The following is a 23,531-nucleotide window of genomic DNA, read 5'->3' on the forward strand; positions in this document are numbered from 1 at the left end:
GTGAGTGCCTCACCACAAGTTGATCCGCCGATGAGTGGGCCGGATGTTTGGCCACCCAGCGCCGGGTGGCCTGCAGCTGTGCATACCGGTGTCAAAGCCCTAAAAGCTATGGTGCACAGTTGGTCTGTCCCGGATCGTCAGCCCGTGCTGATCGCCGTATCTGGGGGCGCCGATTCCATGGCCATGGCCGTGCTGGCGGCTGAAACGCAACGCATCACAGGGATCAGCTTCGGCGCACTCATTTTTGATCACCGCTTGCAGGCCATCACCGAACACGTCGCTGTCCAGGCTGCTCGTGGTTGTAGAGCAATGGGTTTACGGCCCGTGTTGGTTCAAGACCTGACCGTTGCCGCCGGGCGTGACGGTCTTGAGGCCGCAGCTCGACAAGCTCGGTACGAAGCGTTTGTTCAGTGCGCTCATCACGTGCAAGCCGCTGGAGTACTCACCGCGCATACCGCGAATGATCAAGCCGAACAGGTGCTTTTAGGTCTCGCCCGCGGTTCGGGCTTGCGATCAATCGCAGGCATTCGCACACAACGCACTCATGAATTGCCAGGCTACCCGCCCGTACGGATTGGCCGGCCGTTGCTGGAGCTTACCCGTGAAGATACCGAACAGATTTGTGCTTGGGCGGGAATCCGGTATTTCGAAGATCCGATGAACTTGGACGAATCGATCGCCAGGATTCGGGTGAGGAACCATTTGCTGCCAACGCTGATGGATGCCACCACCGGCTTGGGGCCGGGCGTGTTTTCCGGGTTGGTCACCACCGCAACCTTGGCTGCTGATGACGCCGATGTCTTAGAAGATATTGCCCAGAATACGTATCGCGAATTAGTGGTTGAAGAACCTCAGCAACTGAGCTTCCCCTTGAAAGCGTTGCAACGGTTACAACCGGCTATTTTGCGGCGTGTTGTTGCTATTGCAGTACAACATTTTGGGGCACCACAGCCCAGCTTTGAGCGTTTAGCCGCGATTGAAGAACTCATTTCGCCGCCGGTTGGCCGGGCGTCATCGGCTGGGCCGATCCAATTGGAAGGTCATGTGAGCCTTTACCGGAAAAAAGCCGGTGAAGAATATGCAAAACTATTAGTCATCCCCTCATACCCGAGGGACTAACCTGACCTCACGAGGAGTGATCATGAAGGCCGAAGACGTTGCAGGCGATTTAGAGTCCGTACTACTGACTCGCGAAGAAATTGATGACATTGTCCAAGACCTGGCAGTGCAAATCGATCGCGATTACGAAGGCAAAGACATTCTGCTTGTTGGCGTACTCAAAGGTGCGTTGATGATCATGGCTGACTTGTCTCGTGCCCTGCGCTCGAAAGTCACCATTGATTTCATGGCCGTCTCCTCCTACGGGTCCGGAACCAAATCGTCAGGCGTTGTCCGAATTCTGAAAGACCTTGAAGAAGATCTCATGGGTCGCCACGTGCTCATCGTTGAAGACATTGTCGATTCCGGTCTGACTTTGTCATGGCTGAAGACGAACTTAGAGTCGCGCGGTCCTGCCTCAGTGGAGATTGTCACGCTATTCCGTAAGCCTGAGGCCCTGGCGGTTGATATCGACGTGCGATACATCGGCAAGGATATCCCGAATAAATTCGTCGTCGGTTACGGTCTGGACTTCGACCAGAAATATCGCAACCTTGATGTGCTGGCTACGTTGGCTCCCCACGTCTACGAGTAACACCTAGGCTGATCTCCCGGTGATGCCACTAGATGACACCACCGGGATACACGCTTCGGGGAGTAGCTCAGCCTCGATGTACATAGTTGCGAACCCAGGTCGCTTCTGGCGTCGTGGGGTTCATAAGAAATTCCGGAAACTGGTCGTCGTTGAGCCGAACCAGCACCTCGGACTGATGGATGACCATGTGATGGAAACGGCAGAGCATTACCGCGTTGTCCAATGACGTGGGACCACCGTTCTCCCAGTGTTGAATATGATGCACTTCGCAGTACATATGCGGCATATTGCAACCGGGGTATGCGCATCCACCGTCACGCAGAACCACCCCGCGATGAAGGTGGATGGGAAATGAACGTTGGCTCCTGCCGACATCTAATGGTTCGCTTTTGGAATTGAGGACCGCAGGAATGATGGACGCATTGCAGGCCGTCATGCGTAACTGTGCCCAGTCGAGATCCATCGCATCATAGTCGTACAATTCTGGAAACGGTTTTCTTCCCTCAATCAGTGCAGCGATTTCGCGCTGGACGTTCACATCATCCGAACCGAAATCCAAATATTTACCAGCTAAATCGGCAAATTGCAGACCAACGGTCACTTCCGGCACCACGTTCACCAAGCGTCCAAGTCCCGGAATGATCACGCCTGAAGGTGCGATATCTTCCGGATGGACGTTTTTATGCTCCGAGTTGGATGGCATCTGGTCAACGGTGTTGGCATGTTGGTTGATCTGGTCTTGGGCATTTCCTGCCGGCAAACTGGTCAGCACGATCCCGGTTTCGAGAATGTCCAGCAGAAAATGTGACCACCGTTGGGCCGGTGTGCGATTGTCATACAGCATGGGAATCTCGTATTCCTCATCTGCTGCGGTGATGCGTTCCGACCCGGATTTCCTGGATCCGTCGGGGTTCAGCTGCTCGTCATCATTGATTCGTGAGATCTCTTTGCGCAGGTTATTGACTTGTCTTCGTAATCGTTCTAAAACGTTGCGATATTGCCATTTTGTGAGCACCCAATCAAGCCGAATATGATTATCACCCAGTAGTGAGACATACCGTAGGCCTTCCTCATACTGACGCTGTTTGGGAGTCAACCGGGTCCCGGGTTTTGTGAACTGTCGGTTGGTGCACCGCTTGACTCGGTCGGCGAATTTTCGAACTTCATCCGGCCCGGCATGCAAGGCTTTTGCTAACAGTTCGCCCTCTTTGGTGGCGACTAAACGATCCGCTTGTTCATCGGTGGCACCTGCACGTTTCGACGCGGCACGAATCGACCGGAGTCGGTCGACGATGTAATTGGCAGAGGCTGGATCGATCTTGCCAGCGGCCATGGCGCGCTGGATTTTGGGTGCCCGCATTTTGGAGGCCCCTGGTTTTGTGGGATTTGCGGTGGCAATACGCAACCGACGTTCCACTTCTTTGTTATCGATGCCGATGAGTCGAGCAATGAAATCTTTTGCATCCTTGAACGGACGCTTACCCTTGTGTGCCAGGGTCGCACTGCGGGCCTCGATGCTTTCGAACCAGCCTTCTAACAGAAATGCTAGGCGGCACTGGAAGTTATAAAACCGACGATGATTTTCCTCGGCGATCCGGCTGACATCTGCCAAAGATAGGGCAGCGCCCTCGTTGGTGATGGCATCGCTGAGCTGCTCATCGGTGGTGACATCGAATCGTTTGATGATCGCCGATTGCAAAGCTAAAAGCTCACCGGAGTCCATGGCATCAAGGGCCGTGCCATAGAGCTCTTCAACGCGTTGCATATTGGCATCGTGGAGTTCAAAAAGCCGCTGCGACGCTAACGGCTCGGTCGCACGCGAAGCAGCGACGTCGTCGTTGGAAATATCCGGCTGGATTGGGACGGGCATACTCATGTGCACACCTCCTTTCGTAAAAAACTGTGTGACCCATAGTCTGGCCGAGTTCGACAGTGCATGGGACCGCACCTGAGTCAATTGTGGATAACTTTGGTCGGGATGTGGGGTGATACGCAGAGGTGGTCCTTCCACCGATTGCGAAAGGAAATGAGACGTATGCAATTCATAGGGGTGAAAGGGGTAGCTTTAGAAGGGTGAAAGCCAAGAACATCTTTAAAGGACCGGTCATTTGGATCGTCCTTGCAGTATTAGCGTTACTGCTCGTCGTGCCGGTGCTGTCGGGCTCGTCGTCGAGCCGTGTCGACACCTCGGTGGGCATCCAGTTATTGGAAGACAACAAGGCTAACCAAGCCCTGTTGGACGATAATGACCACCGAGTTGAGCTCACGCTGCAAGAGGACTTTGTCCACGAGGACCGCAATCTGGGCACCCAGGTGCACTTCTTCTACTCGAAAGACCGCGCCGAAACCGTGGTCAACGAGATTGCCGCGGCCGATCTGGACGAATTTACCGACCAGCCGGTGACCTCAAACTGGTTGCTGTCGATGCTGGGCTTCTTGATCCCGTTCATCATCATTGCCCTGTTGTTCTGGTTCTTGCTGTCCCGCATGCAGGGTGGCGGCAGCCAGATGATGAAGTTTGGCAAATCCCAGGCAAAACTGATGTCCAAGGACAACCCGCAGGTCACGTTTAAAGATGTTGCCGGTGCCGAAGAAGCTGTTGAAGAGCTTCAGGAAATCAAAGAGTTTTTGACCGAGCCCGATAAGTTCAAGGCCGTGGGCGCCAAGATCCCAACCGGCGTGCTGCTGTACGGTCCACCCGGAACCGGTAAAACCCTCATCGCCCGAGCGCTCGCCGGCGAAGCAGGCGTGCCGTTCTATACGATTTCGGGTTCCGACTTTGTGGAAATGTTTGTTGGTGTCGGTGCCTCTCGTGTGCGCGACCTCTTCAATGAGGCCAAAAAGAACGCGCCAGCCATTATTTTCGTCGACGAAATTGATGCGGTGGGTCGTCACCGTGGCGCCGGAGTTGGCGGCGGTAATGACGAACGCGAACAAACGTTGAACCAGTTGCTGGTGGAGATGGATGGCTTTGATGAAAATGCCAACGTCATTCTGATCGCGGCAACCAACCGTCCCGATGTGTTGGACCCAGCCTTGCTGCGTCCGGGCCGTTTTGACCGGCAGGTGCCGGTGGAAGCGCCGTCACTGGAGGGGCGCCTGCAGATTTTGAAGGTCCACTCGCAGGGCAAACCATTAGTCGAAGACATTGACTTATACGGCCTGGCCCAGCGCACCCCCGGTTTTTCGGGTGCGGATCTGGCCAATGTGCTCAACGAAGCGGCACTGTTGACGGCGCGCTCGAATGCGCACCTGATTGATAACCGTGCGATTGATGAAGCGGTTGACCGGGTCATGGCTGGCCCGCAGAAACGTACCCGCTTGATGAACGATCACGAACGCAAAGTCACCGCGTATCACGAAGGTGGCCACGCGCTGGTTGCTGCCGGGTTGAACCACTCGGCACCGGTCACCAAAGTGACGATTCTGCCGCGCGGTCGGGCCCTGGGTTACACGATGGTGGTCCCCGAAGAAGATAAATACTCGGTAACTCGCAACGAATTGCTTGACCAGTTGGCTTATGCGCTGGGTGGTCGCGTGGCCGAAGAGATCGTCTTCCACGACCCATCCACCGGCGCCTCGAACGACATTAACAAAGCGACCGATACGGCCAAGAAGATGGTCACCGAATACGGCATGTCCGCACGAGTCGGGACCGTGAAACTTGGTTCCGGCGACGACGAACCATTCCTTGGCGGGCGTGGCATGGGCGGCGGCCGAGACTACTCGGATGAGCTGGCCTACGTCGTCGATGAGGAAGTGCGTGGTCTGTTGGATAACGCGCACGCTGAGGCCTACTGGGTGCTCAACGAAAACCGCGACATCCTGGACACGCTCGCCGCGCGCCTGCTGGAACACGAGACGCTGAACCGTTTTGAACTGGCTGAATTATTTGCTGATGTGCGCAAGTATAAGCCGCGCGATACCTGGCTATTCCATGAGGACCGTCCGGTCTCGGATATCCCACCGGTGGATATGCCGGCCGGGACGGCGACCGATAACATGTCACATCCGGAGGCTGTCCAGCAGGCTGGTCAGTCGCAGAATAGTCATCAGGCACACACCGAGGGTGTTGTCCCGTATGATGACGGCGCAGAATCTTCTCACGGTGACCAGGAGTAACTGAACATGATGGACCAACCTCGAATCGAAGCTGCGGTTCGTGAAATTTTGCTCGCCGTGGGTGAGGACCCTGATCGCGAAGGGCTGGTAGAAACCCCGGCACGAGTCGCCAGGGCCTATGGTGAGTTCTTTGCCGGCCTGCACCGCGACCCGGCCGAAATCTTGGGCACCACGTTTGATATTTCGCACGACGAAATGGTGTTAGTCAAAGACATTGAGTTCTACTCGATGTGTGAACACCACCTGGTGCCGTTCCACGGCCACGCCCACATTGGCTACATTCCCTCGGTCGAGGGCAAGGTCACCGGACTGTCGAAACTGGCACGTCTGGTGGACCTGTATGCACGCCGTCCACAGGTCCAAGAACGCCTGACCACACAAATTGTGGAAGCCCTGGTCGAGCACTTGAACCCCCAGGGTGCCATCGTGGTGCTGAGTGCTGAGCACATGTGCATGTCGATGCGCGGTGTGCAAAAGCCGCACGCCAAGACGGTCACCTCGGCGGTGCGCGGACAACTGCGCGAACCCTCAACCCGCAACGAAGCGATGAGCCTGATCATGAACGCCGGTGTACACTAAGCCCGGTGCCACAACCTTGAAGCACAGATAACCAAACAGGAAGGATTCCCATGTCTATTGGAGCTGTCCCAGGAACCGGTCCGGCCACGGGCCCACTGTCGGTGGTGCGCAAAGCTCACCGCAAAACCTTTGCGGATTTGCCAACCGACCGCACCCTGGTCATGGGGATCCTCAACGTCACGGATAATTCATTTTCTGACGGCGGCGAGAACTTCAACACGGCCAAGGCGATTGATCATGGGCTGCGCATGCACTATGCCGGCGCAGACATTATCGACGTCGGAGGGGAATCCACGGCCCCGGGCACCCAAGAGGTCTCCGCGGACGAAGAACAACGCCGCATCATCCCGGTTGTCGAAGCGCTGATTAAAGCCGGCGTCTACGTGTCCGTTGATACCCGCCACACCGACACCGCACGTGCCGCGCTGGAACTGGGCGAGGTAATGATCAACGACGTCTCAGGGCTGAACTACGAACCCGACATGCCCAAACTCATTGCCGAAACCGGTGCCCGCTACATTGTGATGCACAACCGTGGCAACTCCAAGACCATGGACGGCCTGGCCCAATACGAGGATCTGGTGGGCGAGGTCGTGGCTGAAACCCAACAGATCATTAACGCATTCCTGGCGGCCGGTGTCACCAAAGAACAGCTCATTGTTGATCCGGGCCTGGGCTTTTCCAAAGCAGGCGACCAGAACTGGCAGCTGCTGAATAATCTGGACGAATTCCAGGGCCTGGGCTACCCGGTGCTCATTGGTGCCTCCCGCAAACGCTTTATCGGCTCGATGCTGGCCACCAACGCAGATAAACCGGTTGAACCCCGCCAGCGCGACCACGCCACCGCGGCCATCACCACCCAGGTTGCCGAAGCTGGCGTCTGGGGTGTGCGCGTGCACTCGGTGATCCCGAACCTGGACGCCGTCAAAACTGTGGCAACCCGCCAGGCGGCAGGCTAAATCATGGCGACCATCAGCCTGACCGGGTTGCGTGCCCGCGGCTACCACGGAGTGCTGACCTCCGAGCGCGTCTCGGGCCAAGTGTTCCTGGTGGACTTGAACTTGGATGTTGACATCGCCCAGGCCGCAGAAACCGACGACGTGGCAGCCACCGTCAATTACGCCGAAGTTGCTGCCGTCGTCGAAGCCCTGATGACCGGCACACCGGTAAACCTGATCGAAACACTGGCGGTACGCATTGCCGACGCCGTCCTGGCGGACTTTGCACGCGTGCGTGCGGTCACCGTGACCGTCAATAAACCGCAGGCCCCGATCCCCTCGGATTTCCAAAACGTTGCGGTCACCGTTACCCAGCAGCGCGACGCCTAGGAAACCCATGTCTGATCTGCCACCCCACCTGCTGACTGCCCCGGCACACCCGGTGCCGGCCGTGATTGCGCTGGGATCAAACCTGGGCGATTCACAACAGATCCTCGCCGACGCCGTGGCCGCCTTTGACAGCCACGAACATATTCGTGTCACGGCCGTGTCTCCGCTGGCACAAACCGCACCCGTGGGGGGAGTGGAGCAACCCGATTTCCTCAATCAGGTGCTGCTGATCGATACCACGCTGGCACCCTGGGCGCTGTTGCAGTTTGGTCATGCATTGGAACAGGCCGCCGCCCGCGTACGCGATATTCGCTGGGGCCCGCGCACCCTGGATGTCGATGTGATCGCCTATGACGACGTCGTCTCCGACCACCCAGACCTCATCTTGCCGCACCCTCGAGCCCACGAACGGGCCTTTGTACTCACCCCGTGGTCCTGGGCGGATCCCAATGCCGTTCTGGCAGGCACCCCGGTTGCTGCATTGGCCGCGGCCGCCGACGACGCAGCAACCGTAATACAATTTGAGCCAGGACCACCCCGAGCCCCAGGACGCGACTCAGGAGGACACAACGTATGACATCAATGCGTGTCAGCCGAGTCTTCCTCGTGATCCTCATTGCCATAGCCCTCGGGTGGCTCGGCGCGTTGTACTCGGCCGAATCGGGTTGGCCCACACCGTCGCTGGGCTACCCCTCGATCATTACCCTTGCAGCGGCCATTGTGCTGGAACTGATCCTGGGCATCCGCGTGCTACGGGACCGCGAACGGCCGGTTGCTGATCGCATGAACCCGCTGGCCGCGGCTCGCACCCTTGTGCTAGCCCAAGCTGGCACCTATGCTGGGGCAGCAATCGGTGGCTGGCACGTGGGCATCCTGGTGCATCGGCTACCGCAAGCCGGGTTTGGGCCCGCCGTCGTCACTGAATCCATAGCCCAAGTAATGACGGCGTTGATCCTGGTGATCGTAGGTTTTATTGTGGAACAATGGTGCAGGATCCCGCCGGAGGACCCCGATGGCAATGGGAATCACAACCGTAGGCCCCCAAATGCATCGGGCGCCCAACCCACGGTGCGACGGGCCGAACCCGTTGAAAAACCCGAACCATAGTTTCCGTTTCCCAACAGATTGCCGGCATGTATCACGAATCGTTGCCCTACCGCAGGGTCTCCCCAAAATTGATAGTGCTGCGCCAAATCTATAATGCGCTGAGCTTCGGCATCCCGATCATCGCCGTCATCATTGGTTTCAGCATTCTGCACGCCAACACAGAATTTTTCACCCGGTTCACACTGGCCACACTGCTCTATCTGGTCCCCGTGGCCCTGCTGATCACCGGGGTGGTATTCGTATTCATCATTCCCCGCCAGGTGAAAGCCCTGGGCTACCTGGAAAATCGTGACGATTTGTTGTTGCGCCGCGGGATCTTATTCCGCCACCAGGTTGCTGTCCCGTACGGGCGCATCCAGTACGTGGACATTCGCCAGGGCCCCTTACAACGCGCGTACGGGCTGACCCAAATTGTCATCACCACCGCCGGCGGCGGCACCGCGGCGACCTTCGAAGGCCTGCCCCTGGAAGAAGCCGAACGCCTGCGCGACGATCTAACCCAGCGCGGCTACCAGCGCCTGGCAGAATTGGGAGCGTCATGACCCACCAACACCCTGGCGCACCCGATGAACATCTCGACGACGTCGAACACAACTGGCGCCGCGTCCACCCGATCTCGCCGTTTATCCGGTCTTGGTCTGCGCTGCTGATCTTCGTGTATATCATCATGAACTTCTCGGTCCAGGAGCTCCAAGGTGTCATCGAGGCCTTCAGCCTGTCCGTGGTCCAGTCGCTGCTGATCCTGCTGGGCGTCGTCGTGGCCATTCTGGTTGTTGCAGCCGGCCTGTACGCGATTTCCTGGCGGTTCTACCAATTCCGGATCACCACCGACGCCGTCCAATTGCATTCCGGAGTCATTTTCCGCAGACGCCGCTACATGCGCCTGGACCGGCTGCAAGCCGTAGACATCGTGCGCCCATTTTTCGCCCGAATCTTTGGGCTATCGAAATTGTCGCTGCATGCCGCCGATGGTGCCGAAACCACGCTGACCCTGGAATATCTGCGCGAAGCCGAGGCCGAAAACCTGCGCCACGAAATTCTCTACCTGGCCTCTGGCGCCCAAGACGACCCGCAATTAGACCCCAGTCCCGACCCGGCTGAACCCAGCGCCGTCAACGTTCAGCCACCCGACTACCCCTACGCCGACTATCTGAGCCAGTACGTTGAGCACAATCCCCACGGTGTTGAAGAGCGCGTCGCCAACCCGCACACCGCGCGCACCGGGCAAGCCCCAGGGCAAGTAGACTCGCGCGAACTGCTGACCATCCCGTTTGGGCGGGTTATTGGTGCCGCACTGCTCACCGGGGCGGCCACCGGGGTGTGGACGGCGGTATTCGGCGGTGCTACCACCGGGTTTTTCATCTGGTTGGGTTCACGCAACGATGCCGAACCAATGGCCATTCCACTGGGCGTGCTGATCCTCCTGATCTTCCTTGGGGTTACACTATTCACCACCGCAATCACCGCATTCAGCCAGGTCAACACCAACTTCAACTTCACCGCCAAAACTTCCAATTCGGGGGTGCGCGTCACCTCGGGCATGTTATCGACGTCGTCGCACACCATCCCGCCCGGACGCATCCAGGCCATTCAAATCAGCCAGCCGCTGGTCTACCGTTACTTCGGCTGGTACCGCATCCACGTATCGGTCGCCGGCTACGGGCTCACCGACACCTCAACCACCGTGCTGCCCGTAGGTACCTTTGACGACGTGATCATCATGCTGTCCGTGCTCGCCCCAGACCCCGGGGTGGAATACGCCAATGACATGATCTATACGGCGTTGAAATTTACCGCCGACGACGACGGCTTCACCCGCGTGCCCTCCCGCGCCCGCATGTGGCAGCCGATTGCCGGGCGTCGTCACGGCTACACCACCACACCCACCTTGTTACTGATTCGGTTTGGCCGAGTGCGACGCAACCTGGCGATGATCCCGCACGAGCGACTCCAACAATCCTCGATGTATCAGACCCTGTCGGATAAGCTGTCGGGCACCGTTTCCGCCTGGTTTGTGACCCCACCCGGTCCGGTGCGCACGCACCTGCGCAATCAGGAACCCGCCGCACTGGTAGACCTGTTCTTTGCGGAAGCCGAGATCGCAGCCAACGCGCGCCGGATGAGCGATAAGAACCAGTGGATGGCCCCAGACGAACTGGAAACCTTCGAAAAGGCCGCGGCAAAAGCTACCTCGGCACGGGAGGGCGCATGAAAGCCTTCCCAACAGCTGTTCAATTTCGCCCGGTCAGCCCCCACCTGACCACCTACCGGCAGCTTGTGAACGTCATCAGTCTGGTCTGTTTCGTTGCACTATTTACGGTTGCCGCACTGATCTTTAATGCCCAGGTAGATCCGAATTTCTGGCACGGATTGTCCTTTATCCCCGCCGTCTGGACCCTGCTGTGGGACCTGGGGCTGATGATCGTCACCCCCTACCAGGTACGTATTCACGGCTGGGCCGAACAACCCGATGACTTGTTGATCCGCGCCGGCGCCGTCTTCCGTAAATACGAGGCCGTCCCGTACGGGCGGTTACAATTCGTGGAAGTCAGCCAGGGCCCCCTGCAGCGCAGATTCGATCTGGCCAATGTCACCATCACCACCGCCGGTTCCAACACCACCATCTACGGGGTGCCCACCCAACAGGCCACAAGGCTGCGCGATGATCTCACCCAACGCGGCTACGCCCGCCTGGCCGGACTCTAAGACCCGTTTTGGAAAGGACCGCACATGAGCGTTGACGAACCCCTGACCACCGGTGCCATCGGCCGACCCAACCGCTTAGGCATCGGCATTATCGGGGCCGGCCGCGTCGGCGCCGTCCTGGGGCTGGCCCTGCAACAAGCAGGCCACACGATTACCGCCGTTCACGCGGTGTCCGATGCCTCAGTTGCCCGCGCCGAAGCGCTGCTGCCCAATGCTCCCATCCTGGATATCCCCGATATTTTGCGCCGCTCCGAAGCCGTTATTTTTGCGGTGCCCGACGACGTCCTGGAAGAACTCGTCTCGGGGCTTGCTGCCGCCGGGCATATTCAAACCGGTCACCTGCTGGTGCACACCTCGGGGCGTTACGGCACCCAGGTGATGCACTCGGTGCGCGAACACGGGGCCATCCCGGTGGCCATCCACCCGGCCATGACATTTACCGGCATGTCCCTGGACGTCGACCGGCTACACAACACCGCATTTGGTATTACCGCCGATGCGGTGGTCGCGCCCATCGCCGAAGCCCTCGTGGTTGAAATGGGTGGCATCCCCGTAGCCATCCCGGAGACCGCCCGACCCGTATACCACGCCGCAATGGCACACGCCTCGAACCACCTGGTCACGCTGACCGCCCAGGCACAAGCCATGTTGACCGCAGCCGGTATTGACCAAGCCTCCAAATTGCTGGGCAACCTGATGTCGGCCAGCTTAGAAAATGCGTTGACCAACGGCGACCAAGCACTCACCGGGCCGGTTTCGCGCGGCGATAGTGGCACGGTGGCCAAACATCTCGAGTCGCTGAAGACCCTGGAAGATCCCGACCTTTATGAGACCTATCGAGCCATGGCACAAGCCACCGCCCGTCGGGCCCATAGCGCTGGATTTATCACTGCGGCGAAGCTCGAAGAACTGCTAGAACTTTTAGACGCCTAAGGCAGGTTCGCATGCCCCGAATCGCGATACTGCTGATCGGTTTCGGCATGCTTGCACTCACCGCCTGCGGCACCGCCCATGACAAGCCCATCCCCGGTTTCCAAGGCATCATTCCCAATGCGACCTGGTCCGATGATCGCTCCTGGGCGGCACGGATCGACGGGGATTACCAAATGCTGTTTATTACCACCACGGGCAGTTCCACCTGTCCCCACGTCATTGATTCGGTTCAGCACGACGTCGAACAGAGCCTCCTGACCGTTGCCGCTCATCAACACAAACCCGCCGGTGGTCAATGCACCATGGACCTGCAGCCGCACACCTCGTTCGTCAAAATCACCGAACCCGTGGCACCCGAAGCGCAAGTCACCATTGAATTGGAAGAATTCTACGGCACCATCACGCTGACGCCGGACACCTCCTCCCAAGAAGATGTCGGTGGCATCCATCAGCCGTAATGTCGGGTGTCGACCTGTGGGCAGTCAGGCTGCCGCTTCGGGCTAGACTATGTGACGTGACCGACCAACAAGCCCTCTTGGCAACCACAACCACTGATGTCAAAACCCTGATTGCTGACAAAGTCGCCGAACTGGTCGCTGCCGGTAATCCGAGCCCGAGGGTCGGTTTAGTCCCGACCATGGGCGCATTACATGATGGACACGGTGCGCTCTTTGAGCAGGCGCGAGCCGAAAACGACTTAGTCGTCGCCTCCATCTTTGTGAATCCACTGCAATTTGATCAGCCCGAAGATTTCGAGCACTATCCGCGCACCCTTGAGGCCGATCTGGAACTGGTGACTCGTTATGGCGGCGATATCGTGTTTGCACCGGCCACCGAGCACATGTATCCCGGCTTTCCTAACGCCCCACAAATTCGCGTCTCCGCGGGGGAGATGGGCCGAGTCTTTGAAGGTGCCTCCCGACCCGGACACTTCGACGGAGTCTGTACGGTGGTCGCAAAGCTCTGGAATATCCTGATGCCACCGGCCCCGGCTGCGTTCCGGAGCTATTTTGGTCAAAAAGATGCCCAACAGTTGGCCATCGTGACTCGTATGGCTCAAGATTTGAATATTGAAGTCGAAATCCGCCCGGTGTCACTGGTCCGGGCCCCAACCGGTCTGGCGCTGTCATCGCGCAATGTCCGGTTGGACGATCACGGCATGGAAAAAGCCCTCGGGTTATCACAGGCCCTCCATTATCTTGCCGATCTGGCAACACGAGGTGAACGTTTAGATATTTCGGCTGCCAGAGACATCATTCGAGCCCAAGAAAACGTAGAATTAGACTATTTAGAAATCGTCGATCCGACCACCCTCCAGCCCCTTACTGCACAGCAATTAGCAATGCCTTTAGAGCGAGAAGCACTTGCCTTGGTAGCGGCATGGGTTCCCCCGGTTCGACTCATCGACAATATGTTGTTAGCGCCATAGGCTACCAATTGGATACCGGCACGATCTTTGAAGGAGACGCGTGACAACCACAGCCCCAAAACCGACGCAGGATCTATATCGGCACGTGAACGGTGATTGGATGGAAAACAACACCATTCCAGCTGATCGTGGCACCTACGGCGCCTTTATGGAGTTGCACGACCAGTCTGAAATCGCTGTTCATGACATTTTAGAATCAGCTGCCAAAGAGCTGTCCAAGAAGCAGCGCAAGCATTCATTTCAGGCTGCGCACTCAGATGAGGGCGCCAAGCTTCGCATCGGTGCGCTCTTTACCGCGATGATGGATGAAAAGACCATTGAGGCACTGGGTGTCACCCCGCTGTGGGAGACGCTGGATAAAATCTCTGAAGTTGAAACCCCCCAAGAGTTCTTGAAACTCACCGGCAAGCTGCAACGCAAAGGCATTGTGGGCGGTCCGGTCGGAGTCGGCGCGATGCCAGACGCAGGAAATCCGGATCGAGTGCTGTTACATCTGATCCAAAGCGGACTAGGTTTGCCTGACGAGTCGTACTACCGCGAGGAAAAACACGCCCACGTCGTGGATGCCTACCGCACCTATGTTGAAAAGCTCTTTTTGCTCTCGGGAATTGCCCCAACCGAAAAGCGTGCACGTAAGATGGCAAAACGTGTGCTCGACTTGGAAACCAAGATCGCCGAGCAGCACTGGGACATCGTCAAAGTCCGGGATGCGGTCAAACGTTACAACCTGTTCACCCGTAAAAAGTTGCTCAAGAAATTCCCATCGGCCATTCACTGGCTCAAGGGCATGAAAATGGCACCGGGACAGAAACACGATAACCGTTCGGAAGAAATTGTCGTATGGCAGCCAGACTTCTTCACAGGATTCGAAGAACTCCTGCAATCGGAACCGACAAAATCCTGGCGCACCTGGTTGAAGCTGCATTTGCTGTCTTCACACGCCCCTTATATGTCGAAAGACTTTGTCGAAGCTGATTTCGAATTCAATAAGGTCCTTACCGGAACCGAAGAATTACGCCCTCGCTGGAAGCGCGCGGTGGCTTTGGTGAACTCCACCCTGGGTGAAGACGTCGGTCGTCTCTATGTTGCCCAGCACTACACCGAATCTCACCGGGAACACATGGACGAACTGGTTGATGCTTTGCAGCAGGCCTACCATCAGTCCATTACTGAACTGCCTTGGATGAGCAAGAAGACCCGGAAGAAAGCACTCGAGAAACTTTCGAAGTTCAACCCGATGGTTGGTTATCCGGTCAAATGGCATGACTATTCAGATATCAAGATGAATGCCACTGACTTGATTAGCACTTTGGACCGTATCTCCGAACATGAGTTTGAAGAAAACCTCTCCAAGATCGAGGATGGCCCAGATCCAGAAGAGTGGCACATGAGCCCTCAGACGGTTAATGCCTACTACTCACCATTGGAAAACGCGATTGTCTTCCCGGCGGCCATTCTGCAGCCACCGTTTTTCTCGCCTGAGGCTACTCCGGCGCAGAATTTTGGTGGCATTGGTGCTGTCATCGGTCACGAAATTGGCCACGGTTTTGACGACCAAGGATCACAATACGACGGCGATGGTGCCTTGAATAACTGGTGGAGTGATGAAGACCGCGAAGCGTTTACGCAACGCACCCAGTCACTGATTGACCAGTACAAAGTCTTGGCACCCTCGGAAGCACCAGAGCACAGCGTCAATGGAGAACTCACCCTTGGTGAGAACATTGGAGACCTTGGTGGCCTGGGCATCAGCCATAAAGCCCTGTATCTCTATCTGGAACAGAACCCAGAGGCCATCAAGGCTCAAGGGCTGGACCCCAAAGATCCCGAAGATCGCAAGACCATTGATCGACAGTTCTTTGAATCATGGGCATCCGTATGGCGTCAACTGATCCGTCCAGAAGCTGCTGTCACCCGAGTCTCGACCGACCCACACTCGCCCAATGAATTCCGGGCCAACCAGGTCGTCAAGAACCTCGATGCCTTCCACGAAGCCTACGCAACCGAACCCGGTGATTCGATGTGGCTTGATCCAAAGGAACGCGTCACCATTTGGTAATGCGCGTTGAGCATGATTGATCTTGGGTCCGGTTCACCACGAACCGGCCCCAAGGCTTTCATACGACAGCTTCGGTATCGGCCTGCTGGGTTACCACATAGCTGTTGTGCACCAGTGCACCAACGGTGATGCCGACCACTAGGCTGATAGCCGCCAGGCCCATGACGCCATCCCATCCCAATCGACGCGTGGCACAATAATTCCGACCGGCACGATCAACAGCATCATCGTCGTCACAGCCCGGTGATTGACACTTGAGCCCCGTTGGTTGCGATGTAAAAGTATCCCAAACCCGACCATCGGCATGAGAAATATTGCCGCCCAGCCGATCTCTGCTGGTAATTCCAATAAACCCATGGTCATCAGGGCGATCGCAAAAGTCACGCTGAGGCCCACCACTGGAAATATGGTCGAATTCCACACGGTCTGAACTGTCATCGACCTCCTATATCAATCCTAAAGTTCTGCCATTGCCTTATCCCGACGTTTCCACCGTAGGCCAGGTGCAAGCATTGCGACATCACCGATTATGCGATTGTGGATAACTGAAGTGGCAGCATCTCAGAGTGTCTCATGGGCGGCAAGACTAAATTCTTCACGCCACAGAGCAGAAGCTCCATGGGTAGCCATTTCAGCGAGCATCTTGCCGTAGGAAGGCGCAAATTTGAAAGCATTGCCGTGCATGCCTGTGGCATAGAGTATTCGCGGATCGTCATTGGACCGGTCGAAGATTGGAAGCTGGTTGGAGGCAAAGCTGTCGTGGTGCGCTGAATGTCGCACGACAGCGCCAATGAGACCAGGAGCGCACTGGGTCACCATCTCTGCGACATATGCTAATTGTTCGGCAGTGTATTCCGCCGGTCGTTCATCGGGGGAGATGGTGGTGTTCCAGGGTTCTGGATAGATACCGATCTTCATGCTGTAGCCATCCAGGCTTGGTGCACCAAACCAGTGGGTGACCGACCCGTCCGGTTCGACACGGTCGCGCATAAATACCGGGAACACTTCGGGCCGGAATTGATCAATGTGCTGGGGCATGGACCAGGTCAGTCCAATGCGGCGAGCTTCCACATACGACGCCAACTGCGGCAGTAGCTGGGTGGTCCACGACCCGGCAGCGACGATCACTTGTCCGGCAGTCAACGTGCCAGCGCTGGTTTCTACTGCTACGCCGTCGGCATGCGAGTTCAAACCGGTCACTTGGGTATTGAAATATAACTGGGCACCGTTGGCTTCGGCCGCCATCTGGGCTGCGCTAACGGCGACTTCTGGACGCAGCACCCCACCTCGAGTGTCGAGGATCCCGACGTCGTTGGGGTCGGGGGCCAACTGTGGGAAACCCGCATGCAATTCATCAGCGGTGAGCATTTTATGCGGCAGGTCGTAGCGCTCGACGACGTCGCGGGTGACGCGCATGGCTTCGAAACCGGCCGGGCCGATGCTCAGCGCACCGCACTGATGCAGGATGGACCTGCCCGAGGTGTCTTCCAGCGCTCGCCATAAGCCAAGTGAGGCGTAGGCGTGGTCATTGAATACCGGGCCTTCTTTGACCGCGGTCCGGAACAGTCGCGACTCACCGGCGTAGGAGGCTCGCAGATTCACCCGGGGGTGGGCATCAAGTCCAATGACCTTCAGGCCAGACTGTTGGCTGAGTTGCCACAGCGTCATTGATCCAACCGAGCCCGCTCCGACAACGAGCACATCGGCATGTTCCACAGCGATACCTCTTTGCTTTTGAAAATCCTTTGGACCAGCAACCATAGGGCGGGGCCTGAGTTCAGGTTATCCAGGAGATCGCCAGCATCGGGACAGGCGAACCGTGTTTTCCCCAAGAGCTATCTCGAGGCGGAATTGTGACTGAACTGTAGACGTCGTGGATGCTGCGTGCAATGATGCAACCATGAGCTTTGATCCATATCAACGGTTACCAAAACTGCACGACATGACCCTGACGAGTGAGGACTTCACCGACGGCGGCCGGTTGCCGCCCCGGTCGGTCATGGAAGAACTCGGCGGCAAAGATGAGCTGCCCCAGCTGAGCTGGTCCAATGTTCCCGAGGGGACCAAGACCTTTGCCCTGACCTGCCTGGATCCAGATGCTCCCACAGGTTCGGGGTTCTGGCATATGTCCGCGTTCAACATCCCCGCCTCGGTGACCTCGATTCCCGGTGGAGCGGTCCGCTGGGACACCATTGACTGGGAGGCCTTTGGGGTTACTGGTGAGGGGCAGGGCCCGATTTTTGTGGGCAACTCGCGCAACGTGGCAGGTTTTACCGGTTCCCGTCCGCCGGTTGGACACGGTGATCACCGGTACATGTTCGTCGTCCACGCTCTGGACACTGAGTTAGCGCTGGGACCCGATGCCACACCAGAACAGGTGGGCATGAACCTGTTTAATCATGCGATCGGACGGGGCCGTATCACCGGCATCTTTGGACGCTAGCCGGCCTAAAGGACGGCGCCTAATGACCGGGGGAGGAGCGGATGGCCATGAGAACAGTGCACAACGCAGCTTCCACGCGGGCGAGCATCCTGGTGATTCAACCGGATGAGCAGGTGCCTCTGGGTCGGTTTGCTGACTGGTTGACCCAGTACGGTGCCGAAGTCACCGTGATCCAACCCTTCGCCGGTGACGACGTCCCCTCCGAGCTGCACACGGATGGTCTGATCGTATTGGGCGGCGCAATGTCTGCCCATTGCCTTGAGCAGTTCCCGTGGCTTGCCGACATCAAAGCCCTCTACCAGCGCGCGGCTGAAGCACACGCCCCGGCCTTAGGCATTTGCCTGGGTGCGCAGTTGCTGACCCTGGCCTTCGATGGGGAAGTCACGTCCAATGCACCCGTTGGTCCAGAAATCGGTGTGGTCGATATTGCATGGACGCCAGATAGTGCCGACGACGCCATAACGAAAGGCCTCCCGGAGTCTTTCCGTGCGACGTCGTTTCACTATGATGGCATTTCAGCACTGCCCAAAGGTGCTGTGCTGTTGGGTCGAGGAGACCGCTACGAACATCAGGTGTTCCGCATAGGTCATGCGGTGGGTGTGCAATTCCATCCCGAGGCGACCCCGGAGCTGTTCCGTAGTTGGTGTGCGGCAGATGTCATCCAGAAGCCAGAACTAGCGGAATTTTTTGAACAGAGCATGCAACTGGTCGAACGCAATGACGATGAGATTGCGATGCATGCCGCCACGTTAGCCCGAAACTTCGTGGCGGCACTGCAGGCGGCACCCCGGATGCAGCGCCATGAAGCGCTGCCATAGACACCAAGAACACAACAACCCGCAAGCTCAGCACAATGCCAGCTTGCGGGTTGTCGGAGTTAGACCGGGGTTCGAGGGCTTAGGCGTCGATGGTCTGGCGGTTCTGGGTGCGCGTTTCGGCCAGAATATCGGTGATGACGCTCAGGCCTTCTTTGAGGAGGTCTTCACCGATGACAACCGGTGGCAGGAAGCGCAGTACGTTGCCGTAGGTTCCGGCGGTCAGGGTGATGACACCTTGTTTGCGTGCGGCCACGGCAACCTCGTTGACCAGATCGGCCAGTGGGGCCTTGGTTTCTGGGTCGACGAATTCAACGGCCATCATGGCACCGCGGCCACGGATCTCACCGACGCGGGCGTCGTCCTGCTGGACCGCAGCGAAGTGCTCGGTGATGATTTCTTCGATACGTAGAGCCTTTGCGGCGAGGTTTTCTTCTTCCATCACGGCAATCGATGCCAGACCGGCAGCCACCGCAACGGGGTTACCGCCGTAGGTGCCACCCAAACCACCGGCGTGCACGGAATCCATGAGTTCGGCGCGACCGGTGACAGCCGACAGTGGCATACCACCGGCAATACCTTTTGCCATGGTGATCAGATCGGGCTCGATACCTTGGGCTTCGGAGGCGAACCAGGTGCCGGTGCGCACGAAACCGGTCTGGACTTCATCGGCAATGAACAGCACACCGTTGGCGTTACACCAGTCAACGACTTTAGCCAGGAAGCCTACGGCAGGCTCGATGAAGCCACCTTCACCCTGGATGGGTTCCATGATCACGGCGGCCAGGTTGTTCGCGCCGATCTGGATTTCCAGTGCTTCGATGGTGCGGGCTGCGGCTTCTTCGCCGGGCAGGCCGTCACGGAACGGGTAGGAACCTGGCACGCGGTACAGTTCGGAGGCAAATGGTCCGAAGGAATCTTTATACGGCATGTTCTTGGCGGTCAGACCCATGGTCAGGGTCGTACGGCCGTGGTAAGCGTTATCGAATGCGGCAATGGCCTGTTTGCCAGTGTAGGCGCGGGCCACTTTGACGGCGTTCTCAACGGCTTCGGCGCCCGAGTTCAGTAATACGGTGCGGGTCTGACCGGAGATTGGGACGATTTCGTCGAGCTTCTGGGCCAGCTGGGCGTAGGACTCGTAGGGGGTGACCATAAAGCAGGTGTGGGTGAAGTCCTCAACCTGTGCTTTGACGGCTTCGACAACTTTTGGATGCGAAGCGCCCACGGTGGTCACAGCAATTCCGGCACCCAGATCAATCAGGCGGTTGCCGTCGACGTCTTCAACAATGCCGCCTTCGGCGCGGGCTACGAATGCCGGGGTCGAGGGGCTCACGGCCTTGGGAACGTAGGTTTCAAGTTGTTCACGCAGCTGGCGGGCTTTGGGTCCGGGCAGTTCGGTGACGAGCTTGCGGGACTGTTCCAGTGGTTCACGCGTCATAACGGAGTCCTTTGGGTGTTCAAATACGAATAGGGATCAGTACTATTATCGACCATCCAGGTTATGTTCGGCCAATAGATTCTCGTCATTGTGGGTATGCTTAACCGTTATGGACGAACGGTTGCTCACGGCGTTTCTGACCGTGGCGGAAACACGCAATGTGTCGGTGGCTGCCCGGCAATTGAATATCACCCAGCCAGCCCTGTCTCGGCAGCTGCAAAAACTGCAGCGCCACCTGAAAGTTGATCTGCTGCAATCCCACCATTCGGGTGTCGCATTGACTGCCGCCGGCGAGGAATTCCTGCCGGTGGCTCAAAAAGTTGTCGACGAAATCCGCAAGGCCGAAGCGTTTGCCCGCATGCTGGCCACCGGGCGCTTCTCCGAAATCACCTTCGCGGCACCCGGTACCACGTTGATCGACATTGTGATCCCGTTTGTGGCCACCCTGGATTCCTCCGAGTTGCATTCGCACGTGATTGAAACACCACTGGGGACGTCGTTGGAACAGGCCGTCAACACCGCGGACCTGGTGATCATGCCCTCGGCGCCGCCCAAGGAATTCGCCTCCATCGCACTGGTTGAATTACCGGTGTGGGCCTATGTTGCCCCGGGCCATCCGTGGGCCAGTAGAGATGAGATTGCGTTAGAAGAGCTCGTGGAAGACCGGGTGGTTGTGACGACCACAGACTTCATGTCCCGTCGCGTGCTGGATGGTGCCGTCGACGTCGCCGGGCTGACGGTACCACAGATTATCGAAACGAAATCGGGCCGGGTTGCCCAGGCACTGGTAGCGGCCGGCAATGGGGTGGCGGTTGTTACCGAGGACGCCTATTTTGGGCTCAAACCTGCCAAGATCGTATCGAATGGCAAGATCTTATCGGTGTGGTTACACGCCGGATGGCGGGCTGACCACTACGCCTACGACGACGTCCAAGCACTCGCCGCGCGCCTGGCCAGATTCGCCCAGGCCCGGTATCCGGGACTCACCCCTGGACCGATCGATCCCAGCGCAGGAATATGAGGGTGAGCCAGGGGCGATTAAAGCGCCAAAACCAGACATAACGACGTCGTCGTCCGCCACTGGGGGCTAGACTGTAGGGCGTGAATACGACCAACACATCTGAAACTAAGACCACCGTTGACGCCGTTGAGAACACGCGAGATCAACGAAAGGTCCGCCACGCCAAGCGCCAAGAGCTGCTTGACGCGGGCCAACAGGCCTACCCGGTTGCCGTAGAACGCACCCATACGCTGGCTCAGATCCGTGATAAGTACCCGGATTTAGCACCCGGTGTTGAAACCGGTGAGATTGTCTCGGTGGCTGGACGCGTCGTATTCCAACGCAACACCGGAAAACTGTGCTTTGCCACGCTGCAAGAAGGCGGTGAGACCGGTGAACACCCGCGCCTGCAGGTCATGTTGTCGCAGGGCAAGGTCGGCAAGGAATCCCTGGATGCCTATAAGCACCTGGTGGATCTGGGCGACCACATTGCGATCACCGGTGAGGTCATTACCTCCAAGCGCGGCGAATTGTCGATCATGGCCGATACCTGGGCCATGGCCTCCAAGGCGCTGCGCCCACTGCCGGTGCTGCACGCCGATCTGGCCGATGAGACCCGGGTGCGTCAGCGCTATGCGGATCTGATCGTGCGCCAAGAGGCTGCCGAAATGGTGCACAAGCGTGCCGGAGTCGTCCGTGCGATCCGTCGCACCCTGGAAGATCAGGGCTACATTGAGGTGGAGACCCCGATCCTGCAGTTGATTCACGGTGGTGCTCAGGCTCGCCCCTTTGAAACGCACCTGAATGCGTTTGATCAGAAGATGACCCTGCGCATTGCGACTGAGCTGTTCTTGAAGCGCGCCGTCGTGGGAGGCATTGACAAAGTTTTTGAAGTCGGTCGTGTTTTCCGTAATGAGGGCGTCGATTCAACGCACTCGCCAGAATTTACGATGCTGGAAGCCTACGAGGCGTATTCGGATATGTATGGCATGGCCGAGCGCATCCGCGAAATTATCCTGGCCGCTGCCAAAGCCGCCGGCGTCGAAAGTGAACTGACCACCCCCGAGGGCAAGACCATTGTGCTGGATGGCGAGTGGGCGTGGAAAGAGTTCTACCCGGCCGTTTCGGAAGCTGTCGGCCAAGAGGTTACCCCGGATACCAGTGCACAGGATCTGCTGGCACTAGCTAAGGCCAATAACCTTGACATCGATCCTGTCAAGCATAACGACGCTGGGGAACTGGCGCTGGAACTGTTTGATGAACTGGTTGAGCCAAATCTGGTGCAGCCAACCTTTATTTACCATTACCCGCAGGCCGCCCAGCCGCTGGCTCGCCCACACCGCGAAGACTCACGCATGGTCGAGGCCTGGGATTTGATCATTGATGGCTTCGAAGTTGGCACCGCGTTCTCCGAACTGGTGGACCCGGTCATTCAGCGCGAACGTCTGACTTCCCAGTCCGAGGCTGCAGCTGCTGGCGATGAAGAAGCCATGCAGCTAGACCACGACTTCCTGCGCGCACTAGAATATGGTGCCCCACCAACCGGTGGCTTAGGTATGGGTGTGGACCGGTTGGTCATGCTGTTGACGGGGACTGGAATTCGTGAAACTATTCTGTTCCCGCTACTCAAGCCAGAAGGCGACGACTAAGGAGACGCCGTGGACGTATTCATGGACTACTTCGAAGTCCTGGCACCATCAATTGGGCTGTTCTTCATCTTCTGGTTGGTCATGCGCTCGCTGTTCCGAGGTGACTCGGGCGAGCGCGATGCACGCCGCGACGCCGAAGAACGTGAAGCCCAAGCCTGGGCCGAAGCTCAGAGCGCTCAGCAGCGTGGCGACGACGCCGGCGAGGCCGTGGAAAAGCTTTAACTGTTGGA

At 57.8% G+C, this 23,531-nt stretch carries 24 protein-coding genes; 20 read left to right on the forward strand and 4 right to left on the reverse strand.

Translation table 11 applies throughout. The features are described from left to right. Together tilS and hpt are read left to right on the forward strand one after the other, a co-directional pair. Window positions 1-1,119, forward strand: a complete 1,119-nt coding sequence (tilS, locus tag A6F49_RS08895; protein ID WP_052504905.1) for a tRNA lysidine(34) synthetase TilS — start codon at window positions 1-3, stop codon at window positions 1,117-1,119. Between the two features lie 22 nt (window positions 1,120-1,141). Beyond that, window positions 1,142-1,693: a hypoxanthine phosphoribosyltransferase gene (hpt, locus tag A6F49_RS08900; RefSeq protein ID WP_043058139.1), complete on the forward strand. Its 552-nt coding sequence runs from the start codon at window positions 1,142-1,144 to the stop codon at window positions 1,691-1,693. Between the two features lie 67 nt (window positions 1,694-1,760). Here hpt and A6F49_RS08905 read toward each other — a convergent pair whose 3' ends face one another. After that, the gene (locus tag A6F49_RS08905) at window positions 1,761-3,569 is read right to left on the reverse strand and encodes an HNH endonuclease signature motif containing protein (protein ID WP_043058140.1); all 1,809 of its coding nucleotides are present in this window, start codon (window positions 3,567-3,569) and stop codon (window positions 1,761-1,763) included. Between the two features lie 197 nt (window positions 3,570-3,766). On the opposite strand from A6F49_RS08905, the gene ftsH reads away from it, so the two are divergent. Genes ftsH through A6F49_RS08970 form a run of 13 tightly spaced genes read left to right on the forward strand, consistent with a single transcriptional unit; the run spans window position 3,767 to window position 15,956 of the window. After that, window positions 3,767-5,815 (forward strand): ATP-dependent zinc metalloprotease FtsH, encoded by a 2,049-nt coding sequence (ftsH, locus tag A6F49_RS08910; protein WP_043058141.1) that lies wholly within the window; start codon window positions 3,767-3,769, stop codon window positions 5,813-5,815. 6 nt (window positions 5,816-5,821) lie between these two features. Then, window positions 5,822-6,394 carry a GTP cyclohydrolase I FolE gene (gene folE, locus A6F49_RS08915; RefSeq protein ID WP_043058142.1) on the forward strand — a complete coding sequence of 191 codons (573 nt, stop codon included), beginning with the start codon at window positions 5,822-5,824 and terminating at the stop codon, window positions 6,392-6,394. A 50-nt stretch (window positions 6,395-6,444) separates the two neighbouring features. Next, complete coding sequence (gene folP, locus A6F49_RS08920; RefSeq protein WP_043058143.1) at window positions 6,445-7,353, forward strand: dihydropteroate synthase; 909 nt, start codon at window positions 6,445-6,447, stop codon at window positions 7,351-7,353. Between the two features lie 3 nt (window positions 7,354-7,356). Then, window positions 7,357-7,722 (forward strand): dihydroneopterin aldolase, encoded by a 366-nt coding sequence (gene folB, locus A6F49_RS08925; RefSeq protein ID WP_043058144.1) that lies wholly within the window; start codon window positions 7,357-7,359, stop codon window positions 7,720-7,722. Window positions 7,723-7,729: 7 nt separating this feature from the next. Beyond that, the gene (gene folK, locus A6F49_RS08930) at window positions 7,730-8,299 is read left to right on the forward strand and encodes a 2-amino-4-hydroxy-6-hydroxymethyldihydropteridine diphosphokinase (RefSeq protein WP_043058145.1); all 570 of its coding nucleotides are present in this window, start codon (window positions 7,730-7,732) and stop codon (window positions 8,297-8,299) included. Then, the gene (locus tag A6F49_RS08935; RefSeq protein ID WP_052504906.1) at window positions 8,296-8,829 is read left to right on the forward strand and encodes a DUF3180 domain-containing protein; all 534 of its coding nucleotides are present in this window, start codon (window positions 8,296-8,298) and stop codon (window positions 8,827-8,829) included. The genes folK and A6F49_RS08935 overlap by 4 nt, the downstream gene beginning before the upstream one ends. A 26-nt stretch (window positions 8,830-8,855) precedes the next feature. Continuing rightward, entirely contained in the window at window positions 8,856-9,371 is a 516-nt protein-coding gene (locus A6F49_RS08940; RefSeq protein WP_043058146.1) for a PH domain-containing protein, read from the forward strand. Further along, window positions 9,368-11,041 (forward strand): PH domain-containing protein, encoded by a 1,674-nt coding sequence (locus A6F49_RS08945; RefSeq protein WP_043058147.1) that lies wholly within the window; start codon window positions 9,368-9,370, stop codon window positions 11,039-11,041. Before A6F49_RS08940 ends, A6F49_RS08945 begins: the two co-directional genes overlap by 4 nt. Continuing rightward, window positions 11,038-11,535 (forward strand): PH domain-containing protein, encoded by a 498-nt coding sequence (locus A6F49_RS08950; RefSeq protein ID WP_043058148.1) that lies wholly within the window; start codon window positions 11,038-11,040, stop codon window positions 11,533-11,535. The genes A6F49_RS08945 and A6F49_RS08950 overlap by 4 nt, the downstream gene beginning before the upstream one ends. A 24-nt stretch (window positions 11,536-11,559) precedes the next feature. Further along, window positions 11,560-12,468 carry a Rossmann-like and DUF2520 domain-containing protein gene (locus tag A6F49_RS08955; protein WP_235604933.1) on the forward strand — a complete coding sequence of 303 codons (909 nt, stop codon included), beginning with the start codon at window positions 11,560-11,562 and terminating at the stop codon, window positions 12,466-12,468. An 11-nt stretch (window positions 12,469-12,479) separates the two neighbouring features. Further along, entirely contained in the window at window positions 12,480-12,926 is a 447-nt protein-coding gene (locus tag A6F49_RS08960) for a hypothetical protein (RefSeq protein ID WP_043058149.1), read from the forward strand. A gap of 56 nt (window positions 12,927-12,982) precedes the next feature. Next, window positions 12,983-13,897 carry a pantoate--beta-alanine ligase gene (gene panC / locus A6F49_RS08965; RefSeq protein WP_235604935.1) on the forward strand — a complete coding sequence of 305 codons (915 nt, stop codon included), beginning with the start codon at window positions 12,983-12,985 and terminating at the stop codon, window positions 13,895-13,897. Between the two features lie 40 nt (window positions 13,898-13,937). Continuing rightward, window positions 13,938-15,956 carry a M13 family metallopeptidase gene (locus A6F49_RS08970; RefSeq protein WP_043058150.1) on the forward strand — a complete coding sequence of 673 codons (2,019 nt, stop codon included), beginning with the start codon at window positions 13,938-13,940 and terminating at the stop codon, window positions 15,954-15,956. 138 nt (window positions 15,957-16,094) lie between these two features. Here the strand turns inward: A6F49_RS08970 and A6F49_RS08975 are convergent, their stop codons facing one another. Further along, window positions 16,095-16,394, reverse strand: coding sequence for a hypothetical protein (locus A6F49_RS08975; RefSeq protein ID WP_043058151.1), 300 nt, complete (start codon window positions 16,392-16,394; stop codon window positions 16,095-16,097). Window positions 16,395-16,517: 123 nt separating this feature from the next. Further along, window positions 16,518-17,672 carry an N-methyl-L-tryptophan oxidase gene (gene solA, locus A6F49_RS08980; protein ID WP_161485796.1) on the reverse strand — a complete coding sequence of 385 codons (1,155 nt, stop codon included), beginning with the start codon at window positions 17,670-17,672 and terminating at the stop codon, window positions 16,518-16,520. 184 nt (window positions 17,673-17,856) lie between these two features. On the opposite strand from solA, the gene A6F49_RS08985 reads away from it, so the two are divergent. Together A6F49_RS08985 and A6F49_RS08990 are read left to right on the forward strand one after the other, a co-directional pair. Beyond that, window positions 17,857-18,399: a YbhB/YbcL family Raf kinase inhibitor-like protein gene (locus A6F49_RS08985; RefSeq protein ID WP_043058153.1), complete on the forward strand. Its 543-nt coding sequence runs from the start codon at window positions 17,857-17,859 to the stop codon at window positions 18,397-18,399. A 47-nt stretch (window positions 18,400-18,446) separates the two neighbouring features. After that, window positions 18,447-19,217 (forward strand): type 1 glutamine amidotransferase, encoded by a 771-nt coding sequence (locus tag A6F49_RS08990; protein WP_043058238.1) that lies wholly within the window; start codon window positions 18,447-18,449, stop codon window positions 19,215-19,217. Window positions 19,218-19,296: 79 nt separating this feature from the next. On the opposite strand, the gene gabT is transcribed toward A6F49_RS08990, so the two are convergent. Continuing rightward, on the reverse strand, window positions 19,297-20,652 hold the full coding sequence (gene gabT / locus A6F49_RS08995; RefSeq protein ID WP_043058154.1) for a 4-aminobutyrate--2-oxoglutarate transaminase: 1,356 nt from the start codon (window positions 20,650-20,652) through the stop codon (window positions 19,297-19,299). A 109-nt stretch (window positions 20,653-20,761) separates the two neighbouring features. On the opposite strand from gabT, the gene A6F49_RS09000 reads away from it, so the two are divergent. From A6F49_RS09000 to A6F49_RS09010, 3 genes are all read left to right on the forward strand, one after another. After that, a complete protein-coding gene (locus A6F49_RS09000; protein ID WP_043058155.1) occupies window positions 20,762-21,673 on the forward strand; it encodes a LysR family transcriptional regulator in 912 nt (303 codons plus the stop codon). 80 nt (window positions 21,674-21,753) lie between these two features. Beyond that, a complete protein-coding gene (gene lysS / locus A6F49_RS09005) occupies window positions 21,754-23,301 on the forward strand; it encodes a lysine--tRNA ligase (protein ID WP_043058156.1) in 1,548 nt (515 codons plus the stop codon). 9 nt (window positions 23,302-23,310) lie between these two features. Then, complete coding sequence (locus tag A6F49_RS09010; RefSeq protein WP_150119439.1) at window positions 23,311-23,523, forward strand: hypothetical protein; 213 nt, start codon at window positions 23,311-23,313, stop codon at window positions 23,521-23,523. Window positions 23,524-23,531: the final 8 nt, after the last annotated feature.

It is taken from the genome of Enteractinococcus helveticum (assembly GCF_001657475.1).
GTDB classification, from domain to species: Bacteria; Actinomycetota; Actinomycetes; order Actinomycetales; family Micrococcaceae; genus Yaniella; species Yaniella helvetica.

Coding starts and splice junctions, on each gene's coding strand:
- hpt (WP_043058139.1), top strand. CDS start 1,142: ATGAAGGCCGAAGACGTTGCAGGCGATTTAGAGTCCGTACTACTGACT.
- A6F49_RS08905 (WP_043058140.1), bottom strand. CDS start 3,569: ATGAGTATGCCCGTCCCAATCCAGCCGGATATTTCCAACGACGACGTC.
- folE (WP_043058142.1), top strand. CDS start 5,822: ATGATGGACCAACCTCGAATCGAAGCTGCGGTTCGTGAAATTTTGCTC.
- folP (WP_043058143.1), top strand. CDS start 6,445: ATGTCTATTGGAGCTGTCCCAGGAACCGGTCCGGCCACGGGCCCACTG.
- folB (WP_043058144.1), top strand. CDS start 7,357: ATGGCGACCATCAGCCTGACCGGGTTGCGTGCCCGCGGCTACCACGGA.
- folK (WP_043058145.1), top strand. CDS start 7,730: ATGTCTGATCTGCCACCCCACCTGCTGACTGCCCCGGCACACCCGGTG.
- A6F49_RS08935 (WP_052504906.1), top strand. CDS start 8,296: ATGACATCAATGCGTGTCAGCCGAGTCTTCCTCGTGATCCTCATTGCC.
- A6F49_RS08940 (WP_043058146.1), top strand. CDS start 8,856: ATGTATCACGAATCGTTGCCCTACCGCAGGGTCTCCCCAAAATTGATA.
- A6F49_RS08945 (WP_043058147.1), top strand. CDS start 9,368: ATGACCCACCAACACCCTGGCGCACCCGATGAACATCTCGACGACGTC.
- A6F49_RS08950 (WP_043058148.1), top strand. CDS start 11,038: ATGAAAGCCTTCCCAACAGCTGTTCAATTTCGCCCGGTCAGCCCCCAC.
- A6F49_RS08955 (WP_235604933.1), top strand. CDS start 11,560: ATGAGCGTTGACGAACCCCTGACCACCGGTGCCATCGGCCGACCCAAC.
- A6F49_RS08960 (WP_043058149.1), top strand. CDS start 12,480: ATGCCCCGAATCGCGATACTGCTGATCGGTTTCGGCATGCTTGCACTC.
- A6F49_RS08975 (WP_043058151.1), bottom strand. CDS start 16,394: ATGACAGTTCAGACCGTGTGGAATTCGACCATATTTCCAGTGGTGGGC.
- A6F49_RS08985 (WP_043058153.1), top strand. CDS start 17,857: ATGAGCTTTGATCCATATCAACGGTTACCAAAACTGCACGACATGACC.
- A6F49_RS08990 (WP_043058238.1), top strand. CDS start 18,447: ATGAGAACAGTGCACAACGCAGCTTCCACGCGGGCGAGCATCCTGGTG.
- gabT (WP_043058154.1), bottom strand. CDS start 20,652: ATGACGCGTGAACCACTGGAACAGTCCCGCAAGCTCGTCACCGAACTG.
- A6F49_RS09000 (WP_043058155.1), top strand. CDS start 20,762: ATGGACGAACGGTTGCTCACGGCGTTTCTGACCGTGGCGGAAACACGC.